Annotated in this window: 24 protein-coding genes and 2 pseudogenes; 20 read left to right on the top strand and 6 right to left on the bottom strand. The window is 72.0% G+C overall.

The window, feature by feature from the left end:
* Positions 1–97: 97 nt before the first annotated feature.
* From lanM to KV381_RS19395, 4 genes are read left to right on the top strand one after another with little or no spacing between them, the layout of a single operon-like run.
* Positions 98–2,980, top strand: coding sequence for a type 2 lanthipeptide synthetase LanM (gene lanM / locus KV381_RS19410; protein WP_218785819.1), 2,883 nt, complete (start codon positions 98–100; stop codon positions 2,978–2,980).
* Positions 2,980–5,145 (top strand): peptidase domain-containing ABC transporter, encoded by a 2,166-nt coding sequence (locus KV381_RS19405; protein WP_218785818.1) that lies wholly within the window; start codon positions 2,980–2,982, stop codon positions 5,143–5,145. The genes lanM and KV381_RS19405 overlap by 1 nt, the downstream gene beginning before the upstream one ends.
* A 19-nt stretch (positions 5,146–5,164) precedes the next feature.
* Complete coding sequence (locus tag KV381_RS19400; RefSeq protein WP_218785816.1) at positions 5,165–5,923, top strand: ABC transporter ATP-binding protein; 759 nt, start codon at positions 5,165–5,167, stop codon at positions 5,921–5,923.
* Positions 5,920–6,810 carry an ABC transporter permease gene (locus KV381_RS19395; protein ID WP_218785814.1) on the top strand — a complete coding sequence of 297 codons (891 nt, stop codon included), beginning with the start codon at positions 5,920–5,922 and terminating at the stop codon, positions 6,808–6,810. The genes KV381_RS19400 and KV381_RS19395 overlap by 4 nt, the downstream gene beginning before the upstream one ends.
* A 90-nt stretch (positions 6,811–6,900) precedes the next feature.
* On the opposite strand, the gene KV381_RS19390 is transcribed toward KV381_RS19395, so the two are convergent.
* The 4 genes from KV381_RS19390 to KV381_RS19375 all read right to left on the bottom strand — a co-directional run bounded on the left by KV381_RS19390 (position 6,901) and on the right by KV381_RS19375 (position 9,889).
* A complete protein-coding gene (locus KV381_RS19390; RefSeq protein WP_230543432.1) occupies positions 6,901–7,086 on the bottom strand; it encodes a hypothetical protein in 186 nt (61 codons plus the stop codon).
* Positions 7,087–7,117: 31 nt separating this feature from the next.
* Positions 7,118–7,753, bottom strand: a complete 636-nt coding sequence (locus KV381_RS19385) for a response regulator transcription factor (RefSeq protein WP_078611007.1) — start codon at positions 7,751–7,753, stop codon at positions 7,118–7,120.
* A gap of 262 nt (positions 7,754–8,015) precedes the next feature.
* Positions 8,016–9,242 (bottom strand): sensor histidine kinase, encoded by a 1,227-nt coding sequence (locus tag KV381_RS19380; RefSeq protein WP_256995104.1) that lies wholly within the window; start codon positions 9,240–9,242, stop codon positions 8,016–8,018.
* Positions 9,239–9,889: a response regulator transcription factor gene (locus KV381_RS19375; RefSeq protein ID WP_103538932.1), complete on the bottom strand. Its 651-nt coding sequence runs from the start codon at positions 9,887–9,889 to the stop codon at positions 9,239–9,241. Before KV381_RS19375 ends, KV381_RS19380 begins: the two co-directional genes overlap by 4 nt.
* 477 nt (positions 9,890–10,366) lie before the next feature.
* Here KV381_RS19375 and KV381_RS19370 point away from each other — a divergent pair, with 477 nt between their 5' ends.
* From KV381_RS19370 to KV381_RS19330, 9 genes are all read left to right on the top strand, one after another.
* On the top strand, positions 10,367–11,605 hold the full coding sequence (locus tag KV381_RS19370; RefSeq protein WP_086779392.1) for an ATP-binding protein: 1,239 nt from the start codon (positions 10,367–10,369) through the stop codon (positions 11,603–11,605).
* Entirely contained in the window at positions 11,602–12,006 is a 405-nt protein-coding gene (locus KV381_RS19365; RefSeq protein WP_030075680.1) for a roadblock/LC7 domain-containing protein, read from the top strand. The genes KV381_RS19370 and KV381_RS19365 overlap by 4 nt, the downstream gene beginning before the upstream one ends.
* Positions 12,003–12,377, top strand: a complete 375-nt coding sequence (locus tag KV381_RS19360; protein WP_030075678.1) for a DUF742 domain-containing protein — start codon at positions 12,003–12,005, stop codon at positions 12,375–12,377. Before KV381_RS19365 ends, KV381_RS19360 begins: the two co-directional genes overlap by 4 nt.
* Positions 12,352–12,942, top strand: a complete 591-nt coding sequence (locus tag KV381_RS19355) for an ATP/GTP-binding protein (protein WP_086779391.1) — start codon at positions 12,352–12,354, stop codon at positions 12,940–12,942. Before KV381_RS19360 ends, KV381_RS19355 begins: the two co-directional genes overlap by 26 nt.
* 81 nt (positions 12,943–13,023) lie before the next feature.
* Positions 13,024–14,433: a cytochrome P450 gene (locus KV381_RS19350; RefSeq protein WP_218785813.1), complete on the top strand. Its 1,410-nt coding sequence runs from the start codon at positions 13,024–13,026 to the stop codon at positions 14,431–14,433.
* Positions 14,434–14,702: 269 nt separating this feature from the next.
* Positions 14,703–15,830 (top strand): cytochrome P450, encoded by a 1,128-nt coding sequence (locus KV381_RS19345; RefSeq protein WP_030075672.1) that lies wholly within the window; start codon positions 14,703–14,705, stop codon positions 15,828–15,830.
* Entirely contained in the window at positions 15,827–16,654 is an 828-nt protein-coding gene (locus tag KV381_RS19340) for an enoyl-CoA hydratase/isomerase family protein (protein ID WP_086779389.1), read from the top strand. The genes KV381_RS19345 and KV381_RS19340 overlap by 4 nt, the downstream gene beginning before the upstream one ends.
* 24 nt (positions 16,655–16,678) lie before the next feature.
* A complete protein-coding gene (locus KV381_RS19335; RefSeq protein ID WP_193462578.1) occupies positions 16,679–17,623 on the top strand; it encodes a TerC family protein in 945 nt (314 codons plus the stop codon).
* Positions 17,624–17,671: 48 nt separating this feature from the next.
* Entirely contained in the window at positions 17,672–17,872 is a 201-nt protein-coding gene (locus KV381_RS19330; RefSeq protein WP_030075666.1) for a hypothetical protein, read from the top strand.
* A gap of 15 nt (positions 17,873–17,887) precedes the next feature.
* Here KV381_RS19330 and KV381_RS36555 read toward each other — a convergent pair.
* Positions 17,888–18,126: pseudogene (locus KV381_RS36555) on the bottom strand (GNAT family N-acetyltransferase); the annotation flags it as partial.
* Positions 18,127–18,258: 132 nt separating this feature from the next.
* On the opposite strand from KV381_RS36555, the pseudogene KV381_RS19325 reads away from it, so the two are divergent.
* The 5 genes and pseudogenes from KV381_RS19325 to KV381_RS19305 form a co-directional block, all read left to right on the top strand.
* Positions 18,259–18,780, top strand: a pseudogene (locus KV381_RS19325) (VOC family protein); the annotation flags it as partial.
* A gap of 189 nt (positions 18,781–18,969) precedes the next feature.
* The gene (locus KV381_RS19320) at positions 18,970–19,365 is read left to right on the top strand and encodes a molybdopterin-binding protein (protein ID WP_030075662.1); all 396 of its coding nucleotides are present in this window, start codon (positions 18,970–18,972) and stop codon (positions 19,363–19,365) included.
* Between the two features lie 140 nt (positions 19,366–19,505).
* On the top strand, positions 19,506–20,330 hold the full coding sequence (modA, locus tag KV381_RS19315; RefSeq protein ID WP_218785811.1) for a molybdate ABC transporter substrate-binding protein: 825 nt from the start codon (positions 19,506–19,508) through the stop codon (positions 20,328–20,330).
* 86 nt (positions 20,331–20,416) lie between these two features.
* Positions 20,417–22,378 carry an ABC transporter permease gene (locus tag KV381_RS19310; RefSeq protein WP_030627225.1) on the top strand — a complete coding sequence of 654 codons (1,962 nt, stop codon included), beginning with the start codon at positions 20,417–20,419 and terminating at the stop codon, positions 22,376–22,378.
* A 90-nt stretch (positions 22,379–22,468) separates the two neighbouring features.
* Complete coding sequence (locus KV381_RS19305) at positions 22,469–22,834, top strand: PH domain-containing protein (RefSeq protein ID WP_030075656.1); 366 nt, start codon at positions 22,469–22,471, stop codon at positions 22,832–22,834.
* 35 nt (positions 22,835–22,869) lie between these two features.
* Here the strand turns inward: KV381_RS19305 and KV381_RS19300 are convergent, their stop codons facing one another.
* Positions 22,870–23,640, bottom strand: a complete 771-nt coding sequence (locus tag KV381_RS19300; RefSeq protein ID WP_030627221.1) for a peptidoglycan recognition protein — start codon at positions 23,638–23,640, stop codon at positions 22,870–22,872.
* Positions 23,641–23,821: 181 nt separating this feature from the next.
* Here KV381_RS19300 and KV381_RS19295 point away from each other — a divergent pair, with 181 nt between their 5' ends.
* Together KV381_RS19295 and KV381_RS19290 are read left to right on the top strand one after the other, a co-directional pair.
* Positions 23,822–25,324, top strand: coding sequence for an APC family permease (locus KV381_RS19295; RefSeq protein WP_030627219.1), 1,503 nt, complete (start codon positions 23,822–23,824; stop codon positions 25,322–25,324).
* 1 nt (position 25,325) lies between these two features.
* Positions 25,326–25,766 carry a universal stress protein gene (locus tag KV381_RS19290; protein ID WP_103538928.1) on the top strand — a complete coding sequence of 147 codons (441 nt, stop codon included), beginning with the start codon at positions 25,326–25,328 and terminating at the stop codon, positions 25,764–25,766.
* The last annotated feature ends 22 nt before the right edge of the window (positions 25,767–25,788 follow it).

The following is a 25,788-nucleotide window of genomic DNA, read 5'->3' as shown; positions in this document are numbered from 1 at the left end:
CCCGCTGAGCCGGTGGGGTGCGGGCGCCCCGGAACTGGTACTTCCGGGGCGCCCGTCCCCACCCTCCCACCTTCGACGACGGCAAGAGAGTCCACGAGTGCAACTGAGCGACGCGTTCCTCGACGACCTGGTGCAGCGCATCACCGACGAGAGGTCAGACGTCTTCGGCGCGTTCTACGCGCCGTATCTGCGGGACGGCGCGCAGCGCATCGCCGGGCTCGCCGCCGCCCTCCAGAGCCCGGACACCACCGACGACCAGGCAGGACTCGCCGGCCTCGCCGACCTCGCCGGTGTCGCCGAGTCCGCGCTCCGCTCGCTCATGGGCCTCTGCGTGGAGACCGGCGTCCGCACCCTCATCGCCTCCTTCCGCGCCCAGGACACCGGGTACGAGGCGTTCCACGCCCGCCTCGCCCAGGCCCCCGGCCGCGAGGCGGTGCTCGACCGCTTCCCCGAGCTGGACCGGCTGCTGCGCCTCGCCACCGCCCGCACCGCGCGGACGGTGGCCGATGTGCTGCACGCCGCCGTCGCGGACCGCGCGGAGCTGGACGCGCTCCTCGGCGGGCCCGGCCGGATCGTCTCCGTCACCCCGGGGCTCGGCGACGCCCACCGGGGCGGGCGGACCGTCTGCCTGGTGGTCCGGGACGACGGCTCTCGGGCCGTGTACAAGCCGCAGCAGGACAACTGCCAGCAGCTCCTGACCTCCCTGCGCACACTCCTCGACGCGGACGGCTCGTTCTTCGGCCCGCTGCACCCCCGGACGCTCGTCCGGCCCGCCCACGTCTGGCAGGAGTTCGTGGTCCACGCCGACCTCGACGGGACGCCGGAGCACAGCGCCCGCTACTTCCGCCGCTTCGGCCGGTCCGCCGCGCTCCTGTCGATGCTGGGCGCCACCGACCTGCACCACGAGAACATCATCGCCACCCCGGACGGTCCGGTCGTCATCGACACCGAGACCCTGGTGTCGCTGCCCAACATCGCGCCGGGCCAGGCCCGTTCGGCGCCGGCCGCCGCCTCGCTCAACCTCGACATCGAGCGCTCGGTGCTCAACACCCTGCTCTTCCCGGCCCGTTACGCCGGGGCCAAGCTGGACGTCGACATCTCCGGGATCGGCTGCGTGCGGCCGGGGGCGTCCGAGCACCTCCAGTCGTACCTGGTCGTGGACGCGGGCACCGACGACATCCGCTTCGACCGCAGCCAGGTCGTCGTCGAGCACGGCGCCAACATGGCCACCGTGGCGGGCGATCCGCTGGACCCGCGCCGCTGGACGGACGAGCTCGTCGCCGGATTCCGCGAGGCCCGCACGCTGCTCGCCGCCCACCGCGACGCCGTCGAGGCGGCCGTACGGGACTCCGCCGGCTGGGCCGTGCGCCAGGTCGTCCGCCCGACCTACATCTACGCCCGGTTCCTGGAAGCCTCCACGCACCCCGTGCACCTGGGCAGCCGGCAGGACCGGGCCGAGCTGCTCGGCAAGCTGCCGCGCCATTACCGGGGCACCGCCGCCGAGTCGGCCGACGCGGTCCACCGGGAGGAGGTCGCGGCCCTGCTCGACCTCGATGTGCCGTTCTTCACCGTGGACTGCGACTCCGGGCTGCTGCGCGGCGACTTCGACGAGGAGATCCGCAGCGCCGCACAGCTCACCCCCCGCGAGTCCGCGCTCGCCGCCGTACGGTCGTTCTTCACCCGGCCCGCCGACCGTGATCCGCTCTACCTCCGGTACGCCCTGGCCGGTTCCGCCGACGACGTGTGGGAGCGGCGGGAGCCCGTCAGCGGGCCCGCCCCGGCCGCCTCGCCCGTCCACCTCGCCGACCCGGCCGGCTGGCACGCCCTGCTCCGCGACCTCGTCGTCGGCGGGGCGGACGCCCCGACCTGGCTGACGCCCCGCCTCCGGGGCGACGGGCTGCGCCTCGGCGGCGTCGACGCCACGCTGTACGACGGCGGTGGGCTGCTGCTGCACCTCGCGCAGAGCGCGGCCCGCACCGGAGTCTCACCGATCGGCGTGGACCTGGAGCGGGTCTGCGCCTCGGCCGTGCACGGCCGGCCGGCCGTGCTCGACGGAACGCCGCTGCCGATGTCGCCGTTCACCGGCGTGCTCTCCGACCTGGTGACCGACTGGGAGATCCGGCGGCTGACCTCGCCCGACGCCCGCTTCCGCGCGGGCGACGAGCACGTCCGATTCCGCCCGGCCCAGGGCGCGTTCAACGTCGACCGGCTCTCCGCCGCCGACTTCGACCACCTCAACGGCTACGGCGGCTACCTCGTCCACCTCGCCGCCCACACCGAGCACGGCGCGACCGAGGTGACCGGGGCCGGGGCCGAGCGGCTGCTGCGCCGCCTCGTCACGGTGGACGGAGACCCGGCCGCACACCGGGACGGCGAGGAACTCGGCCTGGCCCACGGCAGGTTCGGCCGGATCGCCGCCCTGTCCGCGATGGTCACGGCGGGCCTCGACGGGGACAGCGGCGCCCGCACCCATCTGGAGCGGTTCGCCGAGGCGTACGGCCGCCACCGCTGGCAGGACGCGGGGCTGCGCGACCGGGGGAACGGAACGGGCAACGGCGGCTGGTGCAAGGGGTACGCGGGCCTCGCGTACGCGCACGCCGCGCTGCTCACGGCCCTCGGCGAACCGGCCGGCCGGATCGCGGACGCCGTGGCCCCGGAGATCGACCGCGTCCTGGAGCCCACCGGTTCCGCGCGGGACATCACGACCGCCCCCGACCTCAGCCTCTGCCACGGTCTCGCCGGCCGGATCGCGGTCCTGTGCCATCTGGCGGACCTGCTCCACCGCCCCGACCTGCGCGACGCGGCCGCCGCGCTGCACACCGCGTTCCTCGACCGGTACGGAAACGGCGGCTGGTCCTGCGGGATCGGCACCGAACCCCTTCTGCCGTCCTATTTCCTCGGCCTCTCCGGCTGGTTCGCCGCCCAGGCGATGCTCGACCACCCCGGAACCGGCCTTCCCCGCTGCCTCGGAGGCCGCTGATGGCATGGCGTATGCGCAGGGTCCGACGGGTCCGCGAGGTCCAGCAGTTCGCCCAGGCCGAGTGCGGCCTGTGCTGCATCGCGATGATCCTCTCGGCGTACGGCTCCCGCGATTCGGTGGCCGGGCTGCGCCGCGAGCACGAGGTGGGGCGCGACGGCCTCACCATCAAGCAGATCGCGGCCATCCTGCGCGGCCGGGGCTTCGAGGTGCGGGCGTTCCGCGCCGGGGCGCAGCGGCTCGGACAGCTGCGGCTGCCGCTCATCGCGTACTGGGACGACAGCCATGTCGTGGTCGTCGAGGAGATCGACGAGCACCGGGTGACCGTCGTCGACCCGGGCGGCGGCCGGCGCACGTACCCGGCGGAGGAGTTCGCCGAGCACTACTCGGGCCTCGCGCTCGAAGCCGTACCGACGCCGGACCACCGGCCCGAACGGCACCGCGAGCCCAGCGTCTGGCGGGAGTTCCTGCGCTCGCTGACCGGGGCCCGGAAGCCGCTGGTCCAGGCGTTCCTGATGTCGTTGGTGCTGTACTCCTTCACCATCTTCATGCCGATCGCCACCCAGTACGCGGTCAACGACTACGCGGGCTATCTGGAGAAGGCCCCGATCGCCCTCGTCCTGGTGGCGTTCACCGCCCCGATGGCGGTGTTCTTCCTGCTCTCGCTGCTCAGAACCGTCGCGCTGGCGTCCGTGATCCGGAGCCTGGGCGAGGCGATGATGGGGAAGACGTTCCGGCGGCTGCTGGAACTGCCCTACAAGTACTTCGCCAACCGCTCGCAGGGCGAGCTGTTCTACCGGCTCTCCAGCATCACGTCCGTACGGGACATGATCTCCAGCCAGTTGTCGGTCGTGCTGCTCGACCTCGGCAGCCTGATCGCGATCTTCAGCTACATGTTCTACCGCTCGTTCACCCTCGGTGCGACGGCGTTCGCGGTCTTCCTGACCATGCTCGCGGTGGCCGTGGCGACGTACCGGCCGATCCGGCGGATCACCGAGCGGGAGATCAGCGAGACGACGAAGTCCTCGTCGCTCCAGATGGAGGCGCTGTCCTCGATCGAGACGCTGAAGGTCTCCGGGATGACCGGCACGTTCTTCCAGGACTGGCGGCAGGTCTACGCGGCGGGGATGGAGCAGACCCGGCGGCGGATCGTCCTCCAGGGCGTGGCGACCAGCGGTTACGCGGTGTTCCAGGTGTTCGGGCCGCTGCTGGTGCTGGCGGTGGGGCTGTGGCTGGTGCTGAACGGCTCGCTCGACCTCGGTTCGGCGGTGGCGGCGCAGACCCTGACCGCGACGAGCCTCGGCATGGTGATGTCGCTGTCCGGCGCGTTCACCCAGCTGATCACGGCGAACGCGCAGGTGGCACGGGTCGGCGACATCCTCCACCAGCCCGAGGACCCGGGGGCGTTCGGCGACCGGCAGGTCACCGTGCGGGGCGCGGTGCGGCTGCGGAACGTGGGCTTCTCCTATCCCGGCTCCGGTGTCCCGGCCCTGGCGGACGTCTCGTTCGACGTCCGGCCCGGCGAACGGGTCGCGATCGTGGGCAGTTCGGGCTCGGGCAAGAGCACGCTGGGCAAGCTCCTCATGGGGCTGTACCCGATCCGGTCCGGTGACGTCCTCTACGACGGGGTGTCGATCGGCGAGATCGACGCCGACACGTTCTACCGGAGCGCCGCGTACGTCCCGCAGGACATCGTCCTCAGCAACCGCAGCATCGCGGACAACATCCGCTTCGGGGTGCCCGAGGCCACGATGGAGGCGGTCGTCGACGCCGCGCGCCAGGCGCATGTGCACGACGACATCGCGGCGATGCCGCTGGGCTACCACACGCCGGTCCGCGAGATGGGCGGCAGCCTCTCCGGCGGCCAGCGCCAGCGGATCGCGCTCGCCCGCGCGCTCGCCCGCAGGCCCCGCGTCCTCGTGCTCGACGAGGCGACCAGCGCGCTGGACACCGTCACCGAGTCCCGGATCGCCGCCGCGCTGGACCGGCTGGAGTGCACGCGGATCATCATCGCCCACCGGCTGTCGACCATCGTGAACGCCGATCTCGTGGTGGTGCTGGAACACGGCCGGGTCGTCCAGACCGGCCGCCACGAGGAGCTGATCACCGAGCCCGGTCCGTACCGGGACCTGGTCCGCTCCCAGGTCGACCTCAACACGGTCCGATAAGAGAAGGAGGAGCCGACGCATGGCACAACACGCACAGGACGCACAGGACGCACAGCGACAGCAGGTGATCTCGGTCCGGGATCTCCGGAAGGAGTTCAAGGGCACGACAGCCGTCGACGGAGTCTCCTTCGACGTACGGCCCGGCCGGGTCACCGGCTTCCTCGGCCCCAACGGCGCGGGCAAGACGACGACCCTGCGCATGATCCTCGGGCTGATCCGCCCGACCGGTGGCAGCGCACTGCTCTGGGGCAGCCCGTACGCCGGACTCGCCGCCCCCACACGGCGGATCGGCGTCGGCCTGGACGGCGGGGCGTTCGTCGGCCGCCGCACGGGCCGGGGCCAACTGCGCTGTTACGCCCCGGCCGCCGGCTGCGGTCCGGAGCGGGTCGGCCAACTGCTGGCGGACGTGGGCCTGTCCGGGGCGGCGGACCGGCCGGTCGCCGGGTACTCGACCGGCATGAAGCAGCGCCTCTCCCTCGCGTCGGCGCTGCTGGGCGATCCGGAGCTGCTGGTCCTGGACGAGCCGGCCAACGGTCTGGATCCCGAAGGGATGCTGTGGCTACGGGAGTTCCTGCGGGACTTCGCGGCCTCGGGCCGGACCGTGCTGCTCTCCAGCCATCTGCTCGGCGAGCTGGAGCAGACGGTGGACGACGTCCTGCTGATGCATCACGGGCGGCTGCTGAGCAGCGGCCCTCTCGACGGTCTGCTGGAGCCGGGCGAGCGCCTGGAGTCGGCTTTCCTGCGGCTGACACGGGCCGGGAACGGAGTACGGGCATGAGCACGGGTGCGGGCATGAGCGCGGATACGCGTACGGGTACGGGCACGGTGGCGCGGGCGGACCGGGGCGCGAGCGCGGCCACCGCAACCGGCGCGGTCTCCACGGCCGATCTCCTGCGGTCCGAGGTGCTGAAGCTGACCACCACCCGGCTGTGGTGGATCCTGCTGCTCGCGGTCGTCGCGTGCAGCGCCGGCTTCACCGCGCTGATCGTCTTCGGCGGTCTCAACGCCCCGCGCAGTCCGCTGAGTTTCGGCACGGCGGGCGACGCCGTACCCGCGTACAACCTGGCGGTGGCGCTCGCGTACGTCTTCCCGCTGGCCATCGGCGTGATCGCGGTGACGCAGGAGTACCACGCGCGCACGATCTCCGCGACGCTGCTGGCCGAGCCGCGCCGGGCCCGGGTCTACGGCGCCAAGCTCCTCGTCGGGCTGGGCACGGCGTTCGTGTACGGCACGGTGGCGGTGGTCTCCGGCGCCCTGGTGGCGGCGGCGCTGCTCTCGGGCCACGGGAAGCCGGCGTACCTCACGGACGGCACGGTGCTCGGCGCGCTGGGCGGCAGCATCGTGGTGATGACCCTGTGGGGCGCGATCGGCGTCGGCGTGGGCGCGCTGGTGCGCAACCAGGTGGCGGCGATCGTCGGCATCCTGCTGGTGACGCAGTTCCTGGAGCCGACGTTGCGGATCCTCGCCTCCTCGCTCGGCAACGCGGAGCTGGGCAACCTGCTCCCCGGCGGGGCGGGCGACCTGGCGGGCGGCGGCACGATCATGACGGCCGCGGCGGAGGCGGACGGCGGTTCGCAGGGCCTCGGCTTCCTGGTGCTCACGCTGTACGCGGTGGCGATCGGGGCGGTGGGCGCGGTGCGCTTCACCCGGTACGAGGCCTCGTGACCGAGCGTTCATGAACGACGCGTGCCGGGGCCGCCGCACTGGTCAGGTGCGGCGGCCCCGGCATTCATCCGTGGTGCTCCCCCGGCCGGATCACTCGGCCCCGCGGGCGGAGCGCTCCTTCTTCTGCATCGTGACGTTGACGCCCGCGAGCATCACCGCGAGCAGAAGCGGAATCACGACGCCGGTCGGATTGTCCCCGAACAGCGGCGCGATCAGCGCGAGCACCAGCAGAATGGCCACCGGCGCCCAGCGCAGGGCTTCCTTCTTCTTTCCCATGACGGTCTCCTCCATGTTGTGTACTGCCGGTTCAGCCGGCCACCGGCATACGCGCCACGAGCTGACCGCGGTTACGGAATCCGGTCTTCTGCAGAATGTTCGACATATGGAACTTCACGGTGCTCTCCGCGATATAGAGGGCACCGGCGATCTCGCTGTTGTTCATTCCCTTCGACACCAGGGAGACCACTTCGTACTCCCGTGCCGTCAGGGCCGGATCGTGCGGCCGCCCCGGTCTGTGCGGCTGCCCGGCCACGGCGGTCGGCCGGACGGCCCCCGCCGGTGCGGACGGCTGCCCGCGCAGCAGCGGGCGCACCAGCGTGGGTGAGATCCACCCGTGCCCGGCGGCGACCTCCTGCACGGCCTCCAGGAAGGCCTCGTCCAGGTCGTCGCGGTCCACGACCGCCCGGACGTCGGCTTTCACCGCTCCGAGATGACGTATCTCCGAGCCGTAGGTCAGCGCCACGACCGGCGCGGCGTCCCGTATCTCGTCGAGCCGGTCGATGTCGACGACCAGGACGTCGGACGGGACGTCGGACGAAAGAAGCCCCCCGGCCCCCTCGCACGCGACGGCGTTCCATCCACGATGGGCGAAGAGCCTGGTCAGTCTTCGCCGCAACGACAATCTGGCGACCATCAGCCCTACGGCTATACAGTCATCTGCCATTTCTGCCCTACTTCCCCCGTACGGCCGCCGGCAGGGCGGATCCGTCACGACGGCCCCCGCACGGCGTGCGCTGGTCAAGGCGCGCAGCGATCCTATCTTTCCCAGGGAAATGACAGCAAGCAGCAATACACTTAAGGGAGGTGGGTCCGAATTATCCGGCCATTCGACGGGTGCACCCCCCGCCGGTCGGCGGGGTCCGGGGTTGCGGATCTCCTCCTGGAGAAGGACCGGAAATCCGGATCGGATGGGTGCGGACACACCCTCAGAAAGTCTGCCGGGACGGGAACACGGCCTGGATCCGGAATCCGCCGTCCGGCTCGGGCCCGGCGTCGAAGGTGCCGTCGAGCAGATGCGCCCGCTCCCGCAGACCGATCAGACCGTGACCGCCGCCGGGCAGTCCGAGGGGTGCGGTGGAGCCGTCGGCGGCGGTGTTGCGGACGTCGACCCGCAGTCCGCCGTCCAGCGGCCGGACCCGGATGTCCACCTCGGCGCCGGGGGCGTGCTTGCGCACGTTGGTGAGGGCTTCCTGGACCGTGCGGTAGGCGGCCCGCTCCGCCGCCTGGGACCAGTGGCCGGGGCCGTCCGGGGCATCGAGCGTGACGCGCAGACCGCAGTCGCGGACCAGGGCGGGCAGGTCGGTGAGCCGGGGCTGCGGGGCGAGGCCGGGCGCGGCGACACCGGCCGCGCGCAGGACGCCCACCATGTGCTGGAGCTCGGTGAGGGTCTTCACCGAGAGCTCGCGGACGACCCCGGCGGTCGAGCGTACGGTGGCGGCGTCCGGTTCGCCGACCTGGAGCGCCCCGGCCTGGAGGCCGATGAGGCTGACCTGGTGGGCGACGACGTCGTGCATCTCGCGCGCCAGCCAGGCCCGCTCGGTGGACAGGGTCCTCTCGGCGAGGAGCCGGTGCTCGCGCTCCCGGCCCTCCGCCAGCTCCCGCTGCCGCTCGCGGCGCACCCGGGCCGTACGCCCCAGGACCAGCGCCCCGACGGCCAGGACGCAGGAGTCCATCGCCATGATCAGGGTCTCCCGGTCCAGCGCGAGCTCCCGCAGGCCGGTGACCGGGTACGGCAGGAACTGGGCCAGGGCGACCGCGGCGGCCCCCACGGCTCCGACGGCCACACTGCGGCGGCGGTCGGCGAGGCAGTACAGCGCGATCAGCGGGGCGAACGCCAGCTGGCCGACGTACATCCCGGGCAGCCCGACGAGCAGCGGCACCTCGGGGCAGCGGCGGCGCAGCACCAGCGCGCCCGCCGCGACGAGCGCGACCCAGAGGCCGGGCCCGGGGCCGAAGCCGTTGACGAGGAGGCCGTCGACCACGGCGATCCCGACCGGCACGGCGGCCCGGCCGACGGCCCGCGCCCGGCGGGAGCCGGGGCGCAGGAGCGGACGGGAGGGACCAAGGCGGGTGAGACCCGGGCGGGAGAGACGCGGGCCGGAGAAGCGCGGACCGGAGAGGCGCGCCGGTATGCGGGGACGGAGGCGCTTCACGACACCCCGTCGATCAGACCGGCCCGGTCCGCGAGCACCGCCGCCTGGACCCGGTTGACCCCGCCCAGCTTGGACAGCACCGAGCTGACGTGGTCCTTCACCGTGCCGTGGGACAGCCGCAGCTCACGGGCGATCTCCCGGTTGGACAGGCCCGCGCCGACCAGCGCCAGCACCTGGCCCTCGCGGTCGGTCAGGGCCCCGGTGCGGTCGGCCGCTCCGGTGTCCCGGCCCGCGGCGAGATAGCCCTCGATCACCGGGCCGACCGCCTCGGGCGCCAGGATCCGGCCGCCGGCGGCCAGCACGCGGACCGCGTGGACGAGCTGTTCCGGGGCCGTGTTCTTCATCAGTAAACCGACCGCCCCCGAGCGCAGCGCGTCGTCGATGTGCCGGCCCGCGTCGAAGGTGGTCAGCATCGCCACGGCGGGCGGCGCCGTCAGCGCGCCCACCTGCCGCAGCACGGTCAGCCCGTCGACCTCGGGCATCCGGATGTCCAGCAGCAGGACGTCGGGGCGCGCCTCCCGTACGCGGTCGACGGCGTCGGCCCCGTCGCAGCAGGCGACCACCTCGATGTCCGGAGCGGCACCCAAGATCAATTTCAGCCCGGACCGGACCAGCTGCTCGTCGTCCACGACGGCAACCCGAATCACGATGCGCCCCTTCACCCTGCCGACCAGGAATCACCGAAGGGTACGGCAGGAGCGGGGCGGGTTCCAGGGACGCCGGACAAGAAGCGGAACGTTGAATTCCGTACCTTCGGAGGCCTGCCGACCGCACCCGTCGGCCGCGCCCGTCGGCCACCCCCACCGACCGTGCCCGCCGGACCCTGCCGGTCGTACCGGCGGCAGCGGGACGCCGTCCGCCAGGTCTCCTCAATGTGAACATCCTGCGTCGAGTGGCAACTGGCGTGGCGGCCTTGACATTTCGGCGCGCTGCCGATGATAAGATCATCTTACTTCCAGTGGGCTGATGGCGTATGGGGGCATTCCGGGAGGAATGAATTCCTCGGCCCCACCTTCGGAGGGGCACCTCCCGAAGCGGCGCACGGTCGTGGCGAACGAGCCCTGGCTGCGTGCCGCATGACGGGGTGTCAAGCCGTTTCCGCCATGGCACTTGAAGTGAGTCTCATGACATTTCCACAGGGCCCCGTCATCTGGGCGCTGGTTGTCGTAGCACTGGTCGCCGTGGGTGCCGTTCTGCGGGCTCGCGCGACCAACGTCAAGCTGCGCAGACACAACTCCGACCTGCGCGGTGAGCGCGACGCGCTCCTGCGCCAGCGGGACGAACTCCACGTCGTCCACAACGGTCTGCTGCAGCGTCAGTCCGCCGAACTCGCGGAGGTCCGCAAGGACGCCGAGGAGGAGACCAAGGCGGTCCTCAAGGCCGCCGTCCGTACCCTCCAGGGCCTCGCCGACGAGCAGCAGGTCGTGATCGAGAAGGCTCAGCGCAAGTACGGCGACGATCCCGGGATCCTCTCCGACCTGATGGCCATGGACCACGCCAACAGCCAGTTCGGCCGGCGCGCCCAGGGCATCGCCGTGCTCTGCGGCGGCTGGCTCGGCCGGCGCGAGACCGTGGCCTCCGTCTTCGACGTGGCCCGCAGCGCCCAGGGCCGGATCCGGCACTTCGACCGGGTCCGGGTCAACGGCCAGGTGAACTTCTCGGTGGTCAGCCGGGCCGTGGAGCCCGTCGCCGTGGTCCTCGCCGAGCTGCTGGCCAACGCCACGAACTACTCCGCCCCCGGCACCCCGGTCGAGATCAACATCCAGGCCGTGCCGACGGGTGTCTGCCTCATCGTCGACGACGCCGGTCTCGGCATGGGCCAGGAGGAGAAGGACCGCGCGGCGGCCCTCCTCTCCCCCCAGGCCGCGATCAGCGTCTCCAGCCTCGGTATTCCGCCGCAGTTCGGATTCGCCGTCTCCGGGATGCTCGCCGCCCGCTACGGCTTCCGGGTCTCGGTGGACTCCGTTTCCCCCTATGGAGGCGTACGCGCGGTGGTCCTGATCCCCGACGAACTGCTCACCACCGAGGCGCCGCCCGCCGCGGCCCCCGTGGAAGCGCCCGAAGCCATCGCTCCGCAGCCGCAGCGGGTGGACCACCGGCAGGCCGCCCCGGCCCCGGCGCCCACCCCGCTCTTCCCGCCCGCACCCCAGCCGGACACCGCGACCCAGCCGCTGGCCCAGATCACCACCACCGCCGGGGGGCTGCCGAAGCGTCGTCGCAAGAGCCCGGTCTCCGCGGTGCCCTCGGCCGAACCGCAGCCCGTGCGCAGCAACGAGGAGACCGCCTCCCGACTCGGCGCGTTCCAGCGAGGAACCCGGTCCGGACGCGACACGACGACGACGGAAGGACCCGAGTTCCAGTGAACCCCGATCTGTCCTGGGTGCTCAACGACCTGCTCCAGGTGCCCGGCGCCCGGCACGCGATCCTGGTGTCCGCCGACGGCCTCCTGCTCGCCAACTCCAGCGAGATCGGCCGGGACGACGCGGAGACCGTCGCCGCGGCGATGAGCTCCATGCAGTCCCTCAGCCGAGCCGTCGCCCCCTTCATCGGCACCCGCGACCCGGGCCACTGGCGGCAGACGCTCCTGGAGTACGAGGACGGCTGGATCTTCCTGATCGCCGCCGGCACCGGCGCCTATCTCGCCGCCACCGCCGCCGCCGACGTGGACATGGAGGCGATGTCCTTCCGGATGCAGCAGCAGGTCACCGCGCTGGGGAAGGCGATGACCACACCTCCCCGCCGACACGCGGACAGCGAGATATGACCGCGCCGGGCGAGGAGCAGCAGGTCAGCAGCGGGTTCGTCCGGTCCTATGTCATCACCGGCGGACGGGGGCTGCCCGACGCGGAAGACCTCTCGCTGGTCACGCTGGTCACCCTCGCCCCCGAGAGCCAGCCGCCGCCGAACCCCAGCCCGGAGGTCAAGGCGATCTGGGAGCTGTGCTCCGGCGGCTATCTGTCCGTGGCCGAGGTGGCCGGCCACCTCGGCCTGCCGGTCGGGGTGGCCCGTCTGCTGCTCCAGGACTTAAACCAGCAGGGACACCTGCTGCGCCGGAAGGCGCCGCCGCCGGCCCAGCTCGTTGACAGGAAGATCCTCGAAGAGGTGTTGCATGGACTCCAAGTCCGGTTCGGCTGAGAGCATCTATGTGCCGGACGCGGTGCAGCGCGCGGCGAAGATCCTCGTCGTCGGGCACTTCGCGGTGGGCAAGACGACGCTGATCGGCACCCTGTCCGAGATCACCCCGCTGCGCACCGAGGAGCGGATGACCCAGGCCGCGGCCCAGGTCGACGATCTGCGCGGCGCCCCCGACAAGAAGACGACCACGGTCGCCCTGGACTTCGGCCGGCTCACCCTCAGCGACGAACTGGTGCTGTACCTGTTCGGCACACCGGGCCAGCAGCGGTTCGTGGAGCTGTGGGAGGACATGGCGCGCGGTTCGCTGGGCGCCCTGCTCCTGGTCGACCCGGCGCGGCTCGCCGACACGTTCCCCGTCATCGACCTCGTCGAGACGTACGGACTGGAGTACGCGGTCGCCGTCAACAGCTTCGACCCGTACTCCCAGCACGCCGAGAACGAACTGCGCGAGGCGCTCGACCTGCTGCCGGACACCCCGGTCGTCTTCTGCGACGCCCGGGACCAGAAGTCCTCCGCGCAGGCACTGATCACCCTGGTCCGCCATCTGCTCTCGCACGTGGCCTGACCCACGCGGCCCGCCCGCACCAGAAACGTATACGGAAGCCGGGGCCCGACCGGGTCCCGCGATCACACCGAGGAAGCCGACATGGACCCGTCGCCGGGAGCCACCCCGTACAGCGCCCCCGCCGGGTGCCCCATGCACCAGCAGCAGACGTCGCTGTACGGACCGGAGTTCGCCGCCGATCCGCACCGCTTCTACGACGCGGCACGGACCCACGGCCCCGCCGCACCCATCGAGCTGGCCCCCGGCGTGGACGCCACGCTGATCGTGCAGCACGAGGCGGCGCTGCGGGTGCTGCAGAACCCGGCGCTGTTCGCCCGGGACTCGCGGCGCTGGGCCGCGCTGCGCGAGGGCGCCGTACCGATGGACAGCCCGGTGCTGCCGATGATGATCTACCGGCCCAACTGCCTGTTCACCGACGGCGCGGAGCACCTGCGGCTGCGCAAGGCGGTCACCGAGTCGCTGGCCCGGCTCAACAGCAGCCGGCTCAGCCGGGACGTCGAGCGGATCGCCGACTATCTGATCGACCAGTTCATCGAGCGCGGCACCGCCGATCTGCTCAACGAGTACGCCAAGCTCCTGCCGCTGCTGCTGTTCAACCAGCTCTTCGGCTGCCCCGGCGACATCGGCGACCGGCTGACCCGCTCGATGTCGGCGATCTTCGACGGCGAGGACGTGCTCCGCGCCAACGCCGAGCTGACCGAGTGCCTGATGGAGCTGGTCGCGATCAAGCGCCGCCAGCCCGGCGAGGACATCACCTCCTGGCTGATCCAGCACCCGGCGGGGCTGCGGGACGAGGAGCTGAAGGACCAGCTGGTCATGCTGATGGGCGCGGGCGTGGAGCCGGAGCGCAATCTGATCGGCAACGCGCTGCTGCTGATGCTCGCCGGTGAGCAGCCGGGCGCGCCCGAGCGGCGCGGTTCGGGGATGCTCGTCGAGGACGCGCTGGACGACGTCCTGTGGAACAACCCGCCGATCGCCAACTACGCCACGCACTACCCGGTTCGGGACATCGAGCTGGACGGGGTGGTGCTGAAGGCGGAGACCCCGGTCCTGATCAGCTTCGCCGCCGCGAACAGCGACCCGGGGCTCACCGACGCCCGCCAGACCCTGAGCAAGGGCGCCCATCTGGCCTGGGGCGCCGGCCCGCACGTGTGCCCGGCCAAGTCGCCCGCGACGCTGATCGCGCTGACCGCGATCGAGAAGATCCTCAACACCGTCCCGGACCTCGCGCTGGCCGTGCCCGCCTCGGGCGTGGCCTGGCGGCCGGGCCCCTTCCACCGGGCGCTGGTCGCGCTGCCCGTACGGTTCACCCCGACGACCGCGCGGCGTACGGGCGCCGGGGTGCAGCCCCCGGCGCAGACCTCGGCCCAGCTGCCCGACCCCTTCCGGAACTCCCCCGCCGCACCTCCTGTGACGCACCGTCACGAAGCGGATTCCGGCAGGAAGCAGAAGGGCTGGTGGAGTTCGTTCCTCGACGTGTTCCGCGTATGACTCACGGACCGACAATTCGCATATGACAACGGGCATTTGTGACGATTGCATGTGACGGGGGCAACAAAGATCGATGCTTGGCGCAGATATCCGGAGGGGTAGGTTCAGGGCGGTAACCATGGGCCTAGGTCAAGGAACTCTGCGTGAGTATCACGGGCGGTAAGGGCAGGACCCCGGACGGTCGGCGCGCGGTCATCGGGCTGCTCCGCCGGCTCAGTACGCCCGAAGGACAGGCCGATCCGTACGGGATACTCGCGGAGCTGCGGACGATGGGTGACGTCGTCCGCGCTCCGTGGAACGGGTATTTCGTCACCGGTTTCGACAGTTGCAGCCAGGTGCTCCGGGGCCGCGACTGGCTCGTCCCGGATCTCGCCTGGCAGGAGCGGCAGGACGACTCCAAGCAGTGGGACGCGATCGCGACCCGCGAGATGACCACCACACTCGCCCGGCTCAACGCCCCCGAGCACACCTGCCAGCGCCGCTCGCTGGGCAATCTCTTCGACCGTTCCACCATCGAACGCCTCACCCCCGACGTCGAGCGCGACACCGACCGGCTCCTGGACGAGCTGGCGGAGAAGCTCCGCTGGGGTGAGGCGGACTTCGTCTCCACGGTCAGCGAACAGCTGCCGATCAGCACCGTCGGCTCCTGGCTGGGGATACCGCCCGAGGACTACCCGGACATCCTGGAGATCACGCACAACCAGGTGTTCGCCCAGGAACTGCTGCCCACCAAGTCGCAGCTGGCCGTCTCCGCCGAGGCGACGCTGCGGCTGCGCGCCTACTTCACCGAGCTGGTCGCCCGCCGCCGGGCGGAGCCCCGCCACGATGTGCTGACCGGCTGGATCCACACCTGGGACGCCATGGAGCCGGACCGGGAGCGGGCGGACGAGATCCTCTACCGGCTCACCATGTTCGTCACCATCGCCTCGCTGGAGACCACCGCGACGCTGCTCTCCTCGATGACCGCCCTGCTGACCGAACCGGCCCGGTGGGCGTGGCTGCGGGAGCACCCGGAGCACATCGACGCGGCCGTCGACGAGACGCTGCGCTACGACCCGCCCATCCACATCAACACCCGGATCGCCGCCGAGGACACCGTCCTGGCCGGGGTCCCGATCAAGAAGGACAGCATGATCCACGTCCTGTACGGAGCCGCCAACCACGATCCGCGGCGGAACCCGGACCCGGACTCCTTCGACATCCTGCGCGGCGGCAGCCACCTCACCTTCGGCGGCGGGGTGCACTACTGCCTGGGCGCGGCGCTGGCCAAGCTGGAGGCGCGGACGCTGCTGGCGCGGATGCTGGACCGTTTCCCCACCCTGCACACCGTCTCGCCGCCGGTCCACGCGCCCCGGATGGTCTTCAGACGGATCACCTCGCTGAGCGTGGCGCTGTGAAGCTCTCGCTGCCCGACTTCCTGACGGCGGGCGACCGCTCCGACGACCGGCCCGCGACGGTACGCAGCCGGCGCGAGGGCCCCGTCCTGTACGTGGAGCTGAACGCGCCGGAGTCCGGCAACGCGGTGACCGAGGCGATGCTCGACGAACTGCTCGACGTCGTCGTCGCCCCGGACCCGGAGGTGCGGGTCCTGGTGCTCAGCGCCGCCGGGGACGACTTCTGCCTGGGCGGCGACCGTACCGAGTTCGCGGACTGGCTGGCGGAGGATCCGGGCGGCCGGGGCATCCGGGTCGCCGGGGAGAAGGCCCGCCGGGTCTGCGAGGCGATCTCCGGCGGCCGGGCCGTGACCATCGCCCGGGTGCAGGGCAAGGCGGTGGGCGCGGGGTTCGCGCTGGCCCTGGCCTGCGATCTGCGGGTCGGTGCGGAGGACGCCTCCTTCCGGCTGCCGGAACTGGCGCTCGGGCTGCCGACCGCCTGGGGCGGGCTGCTGCCCCGGCTGATCCACGAGGTGGGCGCGGCCCGGGTCCGCGAGCTGATCCTGACGGGCCGGGCCTTCGACGCCGCCGAGGCCCGCGAGCTGTCCGTGCTCCAGCGGGTGGTGCCCGGGGCTGAGCTGGACGCGGCGGTCGCCGCCTGGGCGAAGCCGGTGGTCCGCCGCCCGGAGGCGGCGCTGCGGGTCACCAAGGCGCTGCTGAACTCCTACGCCGCCGCCACCCGGCTGGCCGACCCCTCGTTCCTCGACGCGGAGCTGATGGCCTCGGTCGCGGCCGCCACCCGGCGCACTCCGGCGGGCGGTGACGGGGCGGGCGGGTCACACTCGTAAAAACCCGAGTGGGAGGTCTGCGGCGTGGACGTACCGGTGTGGCTCTGGATCGTGTTCGCCGCGACCGTGATCGTCTCGCTGACGGTCGACCTCATGGCGCACCGCAAGGCGCATGTCATCGGCTTCAAGGAGGCCGGGCTGTGGAGCGCCCTGTGGGTGAGCCTCGCGCTGATCTTCGGCGGGGTCGTCTTCCTGGTCCTCGGGACGACCGCCGGGACGGAGTACACCACCGCCTGGCTGCTGGAGAAGAGCCTGTCGGTCGACAACCTCTTCGTCTTCGCGCTGATCTTCGCCTATTTCAAGGTGCCCCGGGAATACCAGCACCGGGTGCTTTTCTTCGGTGTCATCGGCGCACTGGTGTTCCGCGCGATCTTCCTGACGGCCGGCGTCGCGGTGGTCAACCGCTTCACCTTCGTGCTCTTCCTCTTCGCCGCGATCCTTTTCTACAGCAGCTATAAAATCCTCAGCGGCCAGGAGGAGAATTTCGATCCCGGCAAGAGCTTCGCGGTACGGCTGCTGCGCAAGATCATGCCGGTCCAGGACGACTACGCCGGCACGCATTTCGTCGTCCGCGAGGAAGGACGGCGGATCGCCACTCCGCTGCTGGCGGTGGTCGCCGCGATCGAGGCGGCCGACCTCATCTTCGCGGTCGACAGCGTGCCGGCGGTGCTCGCGGTCAGCGACGACCTGTTCATCGTCTACACCAGCAACGCCTTCGCGATCCTGGGCCTGCGGGCCCTGTACTTCCTGCTGGCGGGACTGCTGGACCGGTTCCACTACCTGAGCCACGGCCTGGCGGTCATCCTCGCCTTCATCGCGGTCAAACTCGTCCTCCAGGCCTGCCACAAGATGATCAGCACCTCGATCCCGGAGATTCCCTCACCGGTCAGCCTGGCGGTGATCGTCGTCATTCTGGCGGTGTCGGTGACGCTGAGCATGCGCCGCCGGCCGAGCAAAGACGAGGAATAGCCAAGACCAAGACTTTCCAAAATATCGGGCCCCGCCTATCGTGGGTAAATGGACAGCAAAAAGCGTGACCTTCACCAGCGGGCCGCTTTCATGTGCCCGACCTGCAAACAGCCCGTCCCCTCCGAGATCCACCGCCACAAGTCCCTCGGGATCTTCGTCCCGGTATGGCGCGCGGGCCCCTGCGAGAACCCCGACTGCGCGGAGTACGCCGCCGAGACCCGGCCGGTCCGGCACCGGACCCGGGGATGACCCGGAAGAGTCCCCTCAGCCCGCGGCAAGGCGTGCGGTGAGACGCGCCTTCGCCGCGGGCCACTCGTCGGCCGGCAGCGACAAGTAGACGCTGTCCCGCCGGCTTCGCCTCGCTGTTCACCGCCGAGCGCCGGTGCGCCCGCCCGTACCAGGTCCAGCCGACCTCCAGGCGCTCGTCCTGGACCGCGACGTCCAGGTACGCGGTCCGGCCGACGGGCCCGGCCGCTCGCCCGGTGGACGACGGCGAACGGCACGTCTCTCCGACGCGCGGACCGACCCCCGGCTGACTAGCGTTGACCCTGCGGGCAGGGCCCGTAGGGCGGGGCCGACGAGAGGGACTCCAGGGAAGGACCGGCGCGCCATGGCTGTACAACCCGAGGGCACCGCTGATGGAGCCGATGCGGGTCGGCGAGTTCGGCACGATGGCGCTGGCCCGCGACCCCGGCGGCGCGGTCTTCGGCATCTGGCAGGCGAACACCCACGAGGGGTTCGAGACGAAGACGGGCGAGCCCGGCGGGTACTGCTGGGGTGAGGTCTTCACCCGCGACCCGAAGAAGGTCGACGCGTTCTACCCCGCGGTCTTCTCGTACACGACACGGAAGTTCGACGACGAGTCGATGGACTTCGCCATGTTCGACGTCCAGGGGCAGACGGTCCTCGGCCGGATGGTGATGGGCCAGGACTTCCCGCCCGATCTGCCCTCGTTCCTGAACGTGTACTTCTCCGTTCCGGACTGCGACGCGGCGGTGGCGAAGGCGACCGAGCGCGGCGGGGTGCTGCGGTTCGGGCCGATGGACAGCCCCTTCGGCCGGTTCGCGGCGATCAGCGACCCGCAGGGGGCCGCGTTCGCCGTGATCGACGTGACCACCACCGAGGGCGAGATGCCGGCGACGAGCCCGGTGACCTGAGCCGGCCGGATCCGAACGGAGCCGACCGACCCGCCCCACCCGGGGCGAAGAGCCGCCACGGGCCGCGACCGGAGCACCGGCGCGGCCCGTTCCCGTGCCCCGTACATTCCTCCGAGACCTGTCGCATCTGCGATGGATCATCGTCCAGAGAATGGTAAATGCCAGCCTGATTGGCCTAGCGTGTCGCACATGCAGTCCTACACAATCGGCCAGGCCGCACGACTTCTCGGAGTCAGCCCCGACACCGCCCGCCGCTGGGCGGACGCCGGCCGGGTCGCCACCCATCGCGACGAGGCCGGCCGGCGGCTGATCGACGGCCGTGCGCTGGCCGCCTTCTCGATCGAGGTCGGCCAGAGCGCGGGCGGCGAGGACGAGGCCCCGTACACCTCGGCCCGCAACGCGTTCCCCGGCATCGTCACCGCGGTGAAACTCGGCGATGTCGCGGCCCAGGTCGAGATCCAGGCCGGGCCGCACCGGCTCGTCTCGCTCCTGACCCGGGAGGCGGTGGAGGAGCTGGGCCTGGAGGTCGGCATGCAGGCGACCGCCCGGGTGAAGTCGACCAGCGTGCACATCGACCGCACCTGAGACCGGCCGGCGACGGGCCCGTACGGCTTCGGCCCACCGTCGTACCCGTACCACCGCCCACGTACCACCGCCCCGCACGGCAACCCCCGCCCGCCCGGCGCCCCGCCGGCCGCGCACCCGTCCAAGGAGCACCCGCCCTCATGTCCCCGCTGATCACCCGCCGCCGTGCGGCCGCCGCCGTGCTGACCACCGCCCTGCTGATCCCGCTCGCCGCCTGCGGCGACTCCGGCTCCGACCAGGCCAAGGACAAGGACAAGGACAGCGGCTCGAAGGCCGCCTCCTCCGCCTCCGGCGCCCCGAAGGCGGACCTGACCGTGCTGGCCGCCGCCTCGCTGACGGACGTCTTCAAGGAGGCGGGAGCGGCGTACGAGAAGGAGAACCCTGGCACCAGGGTGACGTTCTCCTTCGCGGGCTCCCAGGAGCTGGCCGCCCAGGTCAAGCAGGGCGCCCCCGCCGACGCCCTGGTCACCGCGGACACCAGGACGATGGACGGTCTCACCGGCGAGACCGGCACCCCGGCCGTCATCGCCAAGAACCGCCTCGTCATCGCCGTCGGCGAGGGCAACCCGGAGAAGGTCGAGAACCTCAAGGACCTCTCGGACGCCAAGCTGAAGGTCGTCCTGGCCGCCCCCGAGGTGCCGGTGGGCCGCTACAGCAAGCAGATCCTCGACGCGCAGAAGATCGAGGTGAAGCCGGTCTCCCAGGAGCCCAACGTCCGCGCGGTCCTCAGCAAGGTCGAACTGGGCGAGGCGGACGCCGGGATCGTCTACAAGACCGACGCCGCGACCACCACCGACAAGGTCGACGCGATCGACATCCCGGACGCGGAGAACGCCGTCGCCTCCTACCCGGCCGCCACGCTGAAGGGGTCGAAGCACAGCGAGGCCGCCGCCGCGTTCGTCGCCTGGCTCTCCACGCCCGCCGCCCAGAAGATCCTCCAGGGCGCGGGCTTCCAGCAGCCGTAGCCGCACACCGCTCCCGGCGGGCCCGTACCGTCCGACGGGCCCGCCGGGCACCGCACACGACAGCCCCCAGCCCGACGAGGTCACCGATGAAACGCCCGGTCCGCCGCCGTACACCAGGGGTCCGCGCCCCGCTCCTGCTGACGGTGCCCGCCCTGCTGGCCGTGGCGTTCCTGATGCTGCCGCTCGTCGGCATCCTGGCCCGCACCTCCTGGGGCGACCTGGGCGCGCACCTCACCGCCGACGCCACCACCGAGGCGCTGCGGCTCTCGCTGGTGGTCTCGCTCTGGTCGCTGGGGCTCTCGCTGCTGTTCGGGGTGCCGCTGGCCTGGCTGCTGGCCCGGGTGCCGTTCCCCGGCAAGGCGTTCGTCCGCTCGCTGGTCCTGCTGCCGATGGTGCTGCCGCCCACGGTCGGCGGCGTCGCGCTGCTGCTGGCCTTCGGGCGGCGCGGGCTGCTCGGCCCGTGGCTGGAGGACACCTTCGGCATCACCCTGCCCTTCCACACCTCGGGGGCCGTGCTCGCGGCGACCTTCGTCGCGATGCCGTTCCTGGTCATCTCGCTGGAGGGCGCGCTCGGCGGACTGCGCCCCCGGTACGAGGAGACCGCCGCCTCCCTCGGGGCCTCGCCGGTCCGGGTGTTCCTCACCGTGACGCTGCCGATGGTCGCCCCCGGGCTGATCGCCGGGGCCGCCCTGACCTGGGCGCGGGCGCTCGGCGAGTTCGGCGCGACGATCACCTTCGCCGGAAACCTCCCCGGCACCACGCAGACCCTGCCGCTCCAGGTCTATCTGCTGCTCCAGGACTCGCCGGAGGCCGCCACCTCCGTGTCGCTGCTGCTCCTGGCCATCGCGATGATCGTGCTCGTCACACTGCGCGGCCGGTGGACCGGCACCCCGGGCGACCACCGCGACCTCGCGAGCCGTACGGCGGCGGACCGCCCGGAGGACCCGACGGGCACCGCCCCGGACGCCCTTCCCGCACCGCCGCCGGACCTCCTGAAGAAGCCCGCGCCCGAACCCTGGCCGCTGCACGCCGAGGTCACCGGCTTCACCCGCCTCACCCTCGACGCCCCGCCCGGCACCACCGTCGCGGTGGTCGGCCCCAACGGCGCGGGCAAGACGACGCTCCTGCGGGCCCTCCTCGGCCTCACGCCCCGCGCGCACGCCACCCTGCGCCTCGGCGACAGCGACGTCACCGCCCTCCCGCCGCACCGCAGGGGCGTCGCCTGGGTGCCCCAGGACGGGGCGCTGTTCCCGCACCTGAGCGCGCTGACCAACACGGCGTACGGGCTCCGCGCCCACGGGGTGCCGCGCGCCGAGGCCCGGCGCGAGGCCCAGGGCTGGCTGGACCGGCTCGGGGTGGGCCACCTCGCCCACCGCAGGCCCGCCCAGCTCTCCGGCGGGCAGGCCCAGCGGGTCGCCCTGGCCCGCGCGCTCGCCGCCCGCCCGCGCCTGCTGCTGCTGGACGAACCGCTCGCCGCCCTCGACCAGACCACCCGGGCCCGGGTCCGGCACACCCTGCGCGGCCACCTCGCGGAGTTCGGCGGGGTCTGTCTGATCGTCACCCACGACCCGGTCGAGGCGGTCTCGCTGGCCGACCGGGTCCTGGTGCTGGAGGACGGCCGGGCCCTCCAGGACGAGCCGCCCGCCGAGGTCACCCGCCACCCGCGCTCGCCGTGGGTGGCCCGGATGCTGGGCCACAACGCCTGGCCCGGGACCGCCACCGCCGACGGCCTGGCCCCGGAGGACGGCGGGCACCTCGTGGTCGCCGAGCCGCTCCCGGCGGGCACGGACGCCCTCGCGGTCATCGCGCCGGAAGCCGTCTCCGTACACCGGGAGCGGCCCACCGGATCGCCGCGCAACGTCTGGCCCGGCACGGTCCGCGAGATCACCTCGGGCGGCAGCCGGCTGCGGCTGCTGATCACCTCGGCCGAGGCCCCGGACCTGGTCGCGGAGATCACCCCGGCGGCCGCGGCCGAGCTGGGCATCGCCGACGGCACGGCCGTCTGGACCAGCGTGAAGGCCACGGAGACGACGATCGTCCCGCTCTGAGCCCGCCGCCGGGTCCGGGGCGCGGGGGAACCATCACCCCCGTCGGCGCGTACTTCTGTACGTACGCGACCACCGGGAGACGGGGACCTCATGGCACTGTTCGGCAACGCCCACACGATCAATCCGGCCACCGCCCAGCAGGACTACGCGCGGCTGCTCGGGCAGGGCGAGCAGGTGCACGCCGCGTTCCTGCTGATCCGCGACACCATCCTGTTCACGGACCGGCGGCTGATCCTCGTCGACAAGCAGGGCATCACCGGCAAGAAGGTGGAGTACCACTCCGTGCCGTACCGCAGCATCACGCACTTCGCCGTGGAGACGGCCGGCACGTTCGATCTCGACGCCGAGCTGAAGATCTGGATCTCGGGCAACGCGACGCCGCTCCAGAAGACGTTCACCAAGGGCGTCGACATCTACGAGGTGCAGGCGATACTCACGCAGTTCGTCGCCCGCTAGGCAAGCCCGGCCAGGTCAGGTCAGGTCAGGTCAGGTCAGAAGGACGGGCGCAGCCGGGCCGTCGCCGCGTGCCCGGGGACGGTGGCCCGCAGCTTCGCGGCGCGCTCCCGCAGCTCGGGCAGCAGGTCGTAGAGCGCGTCGCCGGGGCAGCGGGTCTCGAAGCTGTCGCGGTGTCCGGAGATGACGTGCAGCCGGGCCACCTGGCCCCGGTCGAAGCGGCTCTCGTCGTTCGTCGACACCAGGTCGACGCTGCCCAGCGGATCCGCCCCGGGCCGCAGCTTCCAGGCGGCGAGCCGCACCAGCGCGTCCATCATCGGCTTCGGCACCTCGACCCCCGGGCCGAAGTTCCCGATCGCCGCGATGCCGACCGTGTCGGTGTTGAACCCCTTGGTGTGCGCGCCGAGCACCGAGCGGCCGACGCCGCCCGCGCGGCCCTCGTAGATGGTGCCGCAGCGGTCGACGAGGAAGTTGTAGCCGATGTCGTCCCAGCCGTCCTGCCGGATGTGGTCGCGCTGGACGGCCCGGATCAGCTCGGGGGCGTCCGCGCAGTCGTAGTCGTTGGGGTTGCCGGTGTGGTGCACGAACACCGCCCGCGCCGGGGCCGTGTAGTGCGGCCCCTCCCGCACCAGGGACTCGTCCGCGCCCCAGTCCCGGCGGCTGACGACGGCCGGCTGCGGCAGTCCGCGCGGCGGCCGGGGCCCGGTGGCCAGCTCCGCCCCCGGCGCGTGGAACGCCCGGCCGTCCCCGAACACCAGGAGGGCCAGGGGCAGGACCAGAACGCCCAGGACGAGTCGGCGGGACCACATGGGCTCCACCCTGCGCCCCGGCCTCCGGCTTCGCAGCGGAGCGGGCCGTTCGGGTGACCCCCACCGGCTTTCCCCGCAGCCCGGGCGCACCGCCCGGAATGCGGCTTTCGCCGGGTCTTCCTACGATGAGTCCCGGATCATCGCCCGCTCCCGGCGGGGGTGCCCGGCGGAGCGAGGAACCATGGCCCACGACCGTGTGCGGGACGAACCGGATGTCGGTCTCAAGCCGAACGCGATCGGGTTCGTCGACGCGCTTGTCATCGGTCTGAACGCGACCTCCCCGGCGTACTCGCTGGCCGCCGTCATCGGCCCGATCGTCGCCCTGGTGGGCATCTACGCCCCGGGCGTCATGTTCGCCTCGTTCGTGCCGATGCTGCTGATCGCCTCGGCGTTCTACTACCTGAACAAGGTCGACCAGGACTGCGGTACGACGTTCTCCTGGGTGACCCGGGCGATGGGCCCCTGGGCGGGCTGGCTGGGCGGCTGGGCGATCACCATGACCGGCGTCCTGGTGGTGGGCTCGCTGGCCGATGTGGCGGTGAGCTTCACCCTGCTGGCGGTGGGTCTGGACGGCTGGGTCGAGAACGACTTCGCCCGCCAGCTGCTCACCGTGCTCCTGATCATCGTGATGACCGGGCTCTGCGTCATCGGCACCGAGCTCTCCGCGAAGGTGCAGAACGCGCTGATCCTCCTCCAGGTGGCGTTCCTGCTGGTCTTCGTCGCGGTGGCGCTCTACCGGGTGTACGCGGGCACCACCGGCTTCGACTCGATCGAGCCCTCCGGCAGCTGGCTCAATCCCTTCGGCGCGGGCGGCGCCGCGCTGACCGGCGGGCTGCTGCTCGGGGTGTTCATCTACTGGGGCTGGGAGTCCGCGGTCAACCTCACCGAGGAGACGGAGGACTCGGCGAGCGCCCCGGGCAAGGCGGGCCTGTGGTCCACCGTGGTGCTCCTGGTGACCTATCTGTCGGTCGCCATCGCGGTCGTGGCCTTCGCGGGTACGGCGTTCCTGGCGGAGAACGCGGGCGAGGAGGAGTTCATCTTCGCCCAGCTCGCCGGGGACGTGCTGGGCGGCTGGGACTGGATCCTGCTGCTGGCGGTGGCCACCTCCGCCATCGCCTCCACCCAGACCACGATCATCCCGGCCTCCCGGACCGCCCTGTCCATGGCCCGCCGTCAGGCGCTGCCGCAGCACTTCGGGCACATCAGCCCCCGGTTCCGTACCCCGGACGTCAGTACGTGGTGGGTCGCCGGCATCGCCATCGCCTGGTACCTGGTGGTCAACCAGATCTCCGCCAACGCCCTCTTCGACTCGCTCACCGCGCTGTCGCTGCTGATCGCCTTCTACTACGCGCTCACCGGAGTGGCCTGCGCCGTCTACTACCGGCGCCACCTCACCGAGAGCGTGCGCAACTTCCTGCTCATCGGCCTCGGCCCGGTGGTCGGCGCCGGACTGCTGACCTGGCTGCTGGTCCGCTCGGTCATCGACATGTCCGACCCGGCCAACTCCTACAGCGGCACCTCCTGGTTCGGGCTGGGCCCACCGCTCGTCATCGGCATCGTGATCTCCCTGGTCGGCGTGGTCCTGATGGTGGTGTGGCGGCTGCGGGACGCGGTGTTCTGGCAGGAGCGGCCGGGGGTCGCCGACCCGGACCTGGTGCACGCCCCGAGCCGGAAGGAGCCGTGAGATGTCGGTCGTCCTCGGTTACGACGAGTCCCCCGGCGCCGCCCGCGCCCTGCGCATCGCCATCGAGGTGGCGGCGGCGTACGGGGAGGAACTGGTGCTGGTCTACGGGGCCGCCGCCCCCGGGCTGCGCGACGGCGCGGAGTACCGCAGCCACTACGAAGCGATCCGGCAGGCCGGGCGCACGGGCCTGGAGCACGCGCTCACGGCGGCCGAGGCGGCGGGCGTCCCGGCCTCGGTCGAGGTGCTGGACGAGAAACCGGCGCAGGCCCTGCTGGAGGCGGCCGAACGGCACGGGGCCCGGGTCATCGTCGTCGGCACCTGGGGCGAGAGCCCGATGCGCGGGGCCCTGCTCGGCTCGACCCCGCACAAGCTGCTGCACATGTCGACGGTCCCGGTGCTGTGCGTACCGACGGAGGAAGGCCACGAGCAGGCGCAGCCGTAGCCGGAAGGCCGGAGCCCAGCCG

It is taken from the genome of Streptomyces sp. WY228 (genome assembly GCF_019287315.1).
GTDB classification, from domain to species: domain Bacteria; phylum Actinomycetota; class Actinomycetes; order Streptomycetales; family Streptomycetaceae; genus Streptomyces; species Streptomyces caviscabies.
The sequence above is the reverse complement of the archived record's forward strand: the minus strand, read 5'-3'. Positions and strand labels throughout refer to the sequence as shown.

Coding starts and splice junctions, on each gene's coding strand:
- KV381_RS19370 (WP_086779392.1), top strand. CDS start 10,367: ATGACATTTCCACAGGGCCCCGTCATCTGGGCGCTGGTTGTCGTAGCA.
- KV381_RS19390 (WP_230543432.1), bottom strand. CDS start 7,086: ATGGGAAAGAAGAAGGAAGCCCTGCGCTGGGCGCCGGTGGCCATTCTG.
- KV381_RS19320 (WP_030075662.1), top strand. CDS start 18,970: ATGCAGTCCTACACAATCGGCCAGGCCGCACGACTTCTCGGAGTCAGC.
- KV381_RS19290 (WP_103538928.1), top strand. CDS start 25,326: ATGTCGGTCGTCCTCGGTTACGACGAGTCCCCCGGCGCCGCCCGCGCC.
- KV381_RS19400 (WP_218785816.1), top strand. CDS start 5,165: ATGGCACAACACGCACAGGACGCACAGGACGCACAGCGACAGCAGGTG.
- KV381_RS19385 (WP_078611007.1), bottom strand. CDS start 7,753: ATGGCAGATGACTGTATAGCCGTAGGGCTGATGGTCGCCAGATTGTCG.
- KV381_RS19305 (WP_030075656.1), top strand. CDS start 22,469: ATGGCACTGTTCGGCAACGCCCACACGATCAATCCGGCCACCGCCCAG.
- KV381_RS19395 (WP_218785814.1), top strand. CDS start 5,920: ATGAGCACGGGTGCGGGCATGAGCGCGGATACGCGTACGGGTACGGGC.
- KV381_RS19295 (WP_030627219.1), top strand. CDS start 23,822: ATGGCCCACGACCGTGTGCGGGACGAACCGGATGTCGGTCTCAAGCCG.
- KV381_RS19355 (WP_086779391.1), top strand. CDS start 12,352: ATGGACTCCAAGTCCGGTTCGGCTGAGAGCATCTATGTGCCGGACGCG.
- KV381_RS19360 (WP_030075678.1), top strand. CDS start 12,003: ATGACCGCGCCGGGCGAGGAGCAGCAGGTCAGCAGCGGGTTCGTCCGG.
- KV381_RS19350 (WP_218785813.1), top strand. CDS start 13,024: ATGGACCCGTCGCCGGGAGCCACCCCGTACAGCGCCCCCGCCGGGTGC.
- KV381_RS19405 (WP_218785818.1), top strand. CDS start 2,980: ATGGCATGGCGTATGCGCAGGGTCCGACGGGTCCGCGAGGTCCAGCAG.
- modA (WP_218785811.1), top strand. CDS start 19,506: ATGTCCCCGCTGATCACCCGCCGCCGTGCGGCCGCCGCCGTGCTGACC.
- KV381_RS19330 (WP_030075666.1), top strand. CDS start 17,672: ATGGACAGCAAAAAGCGTGACCTTCACCAGCGGGCCGCTTTCATGTGC.
- KV381_RS19310 (WP_030627225.1), top strand. CDS start 20,417: ATGAAACGCCCGGTCCGCCGCCGTACACCAGGGGTCCGCGCCCCGCTC.
- KV381_RS19345 (WP_030075672.1), top strand. CDS start 14,703: ATGGGTGACGTCGTCCGCGCTCCGTGGAACGGGTATTTCGTCACCGGT.
- KV381_RS19300 (WP_030627221.1), bottom strand. CDS start 23,640: ATGTGGTCCCGCCGACTCGTCCTGGGCGTTCTGGTCCTGCCCCTGGCC.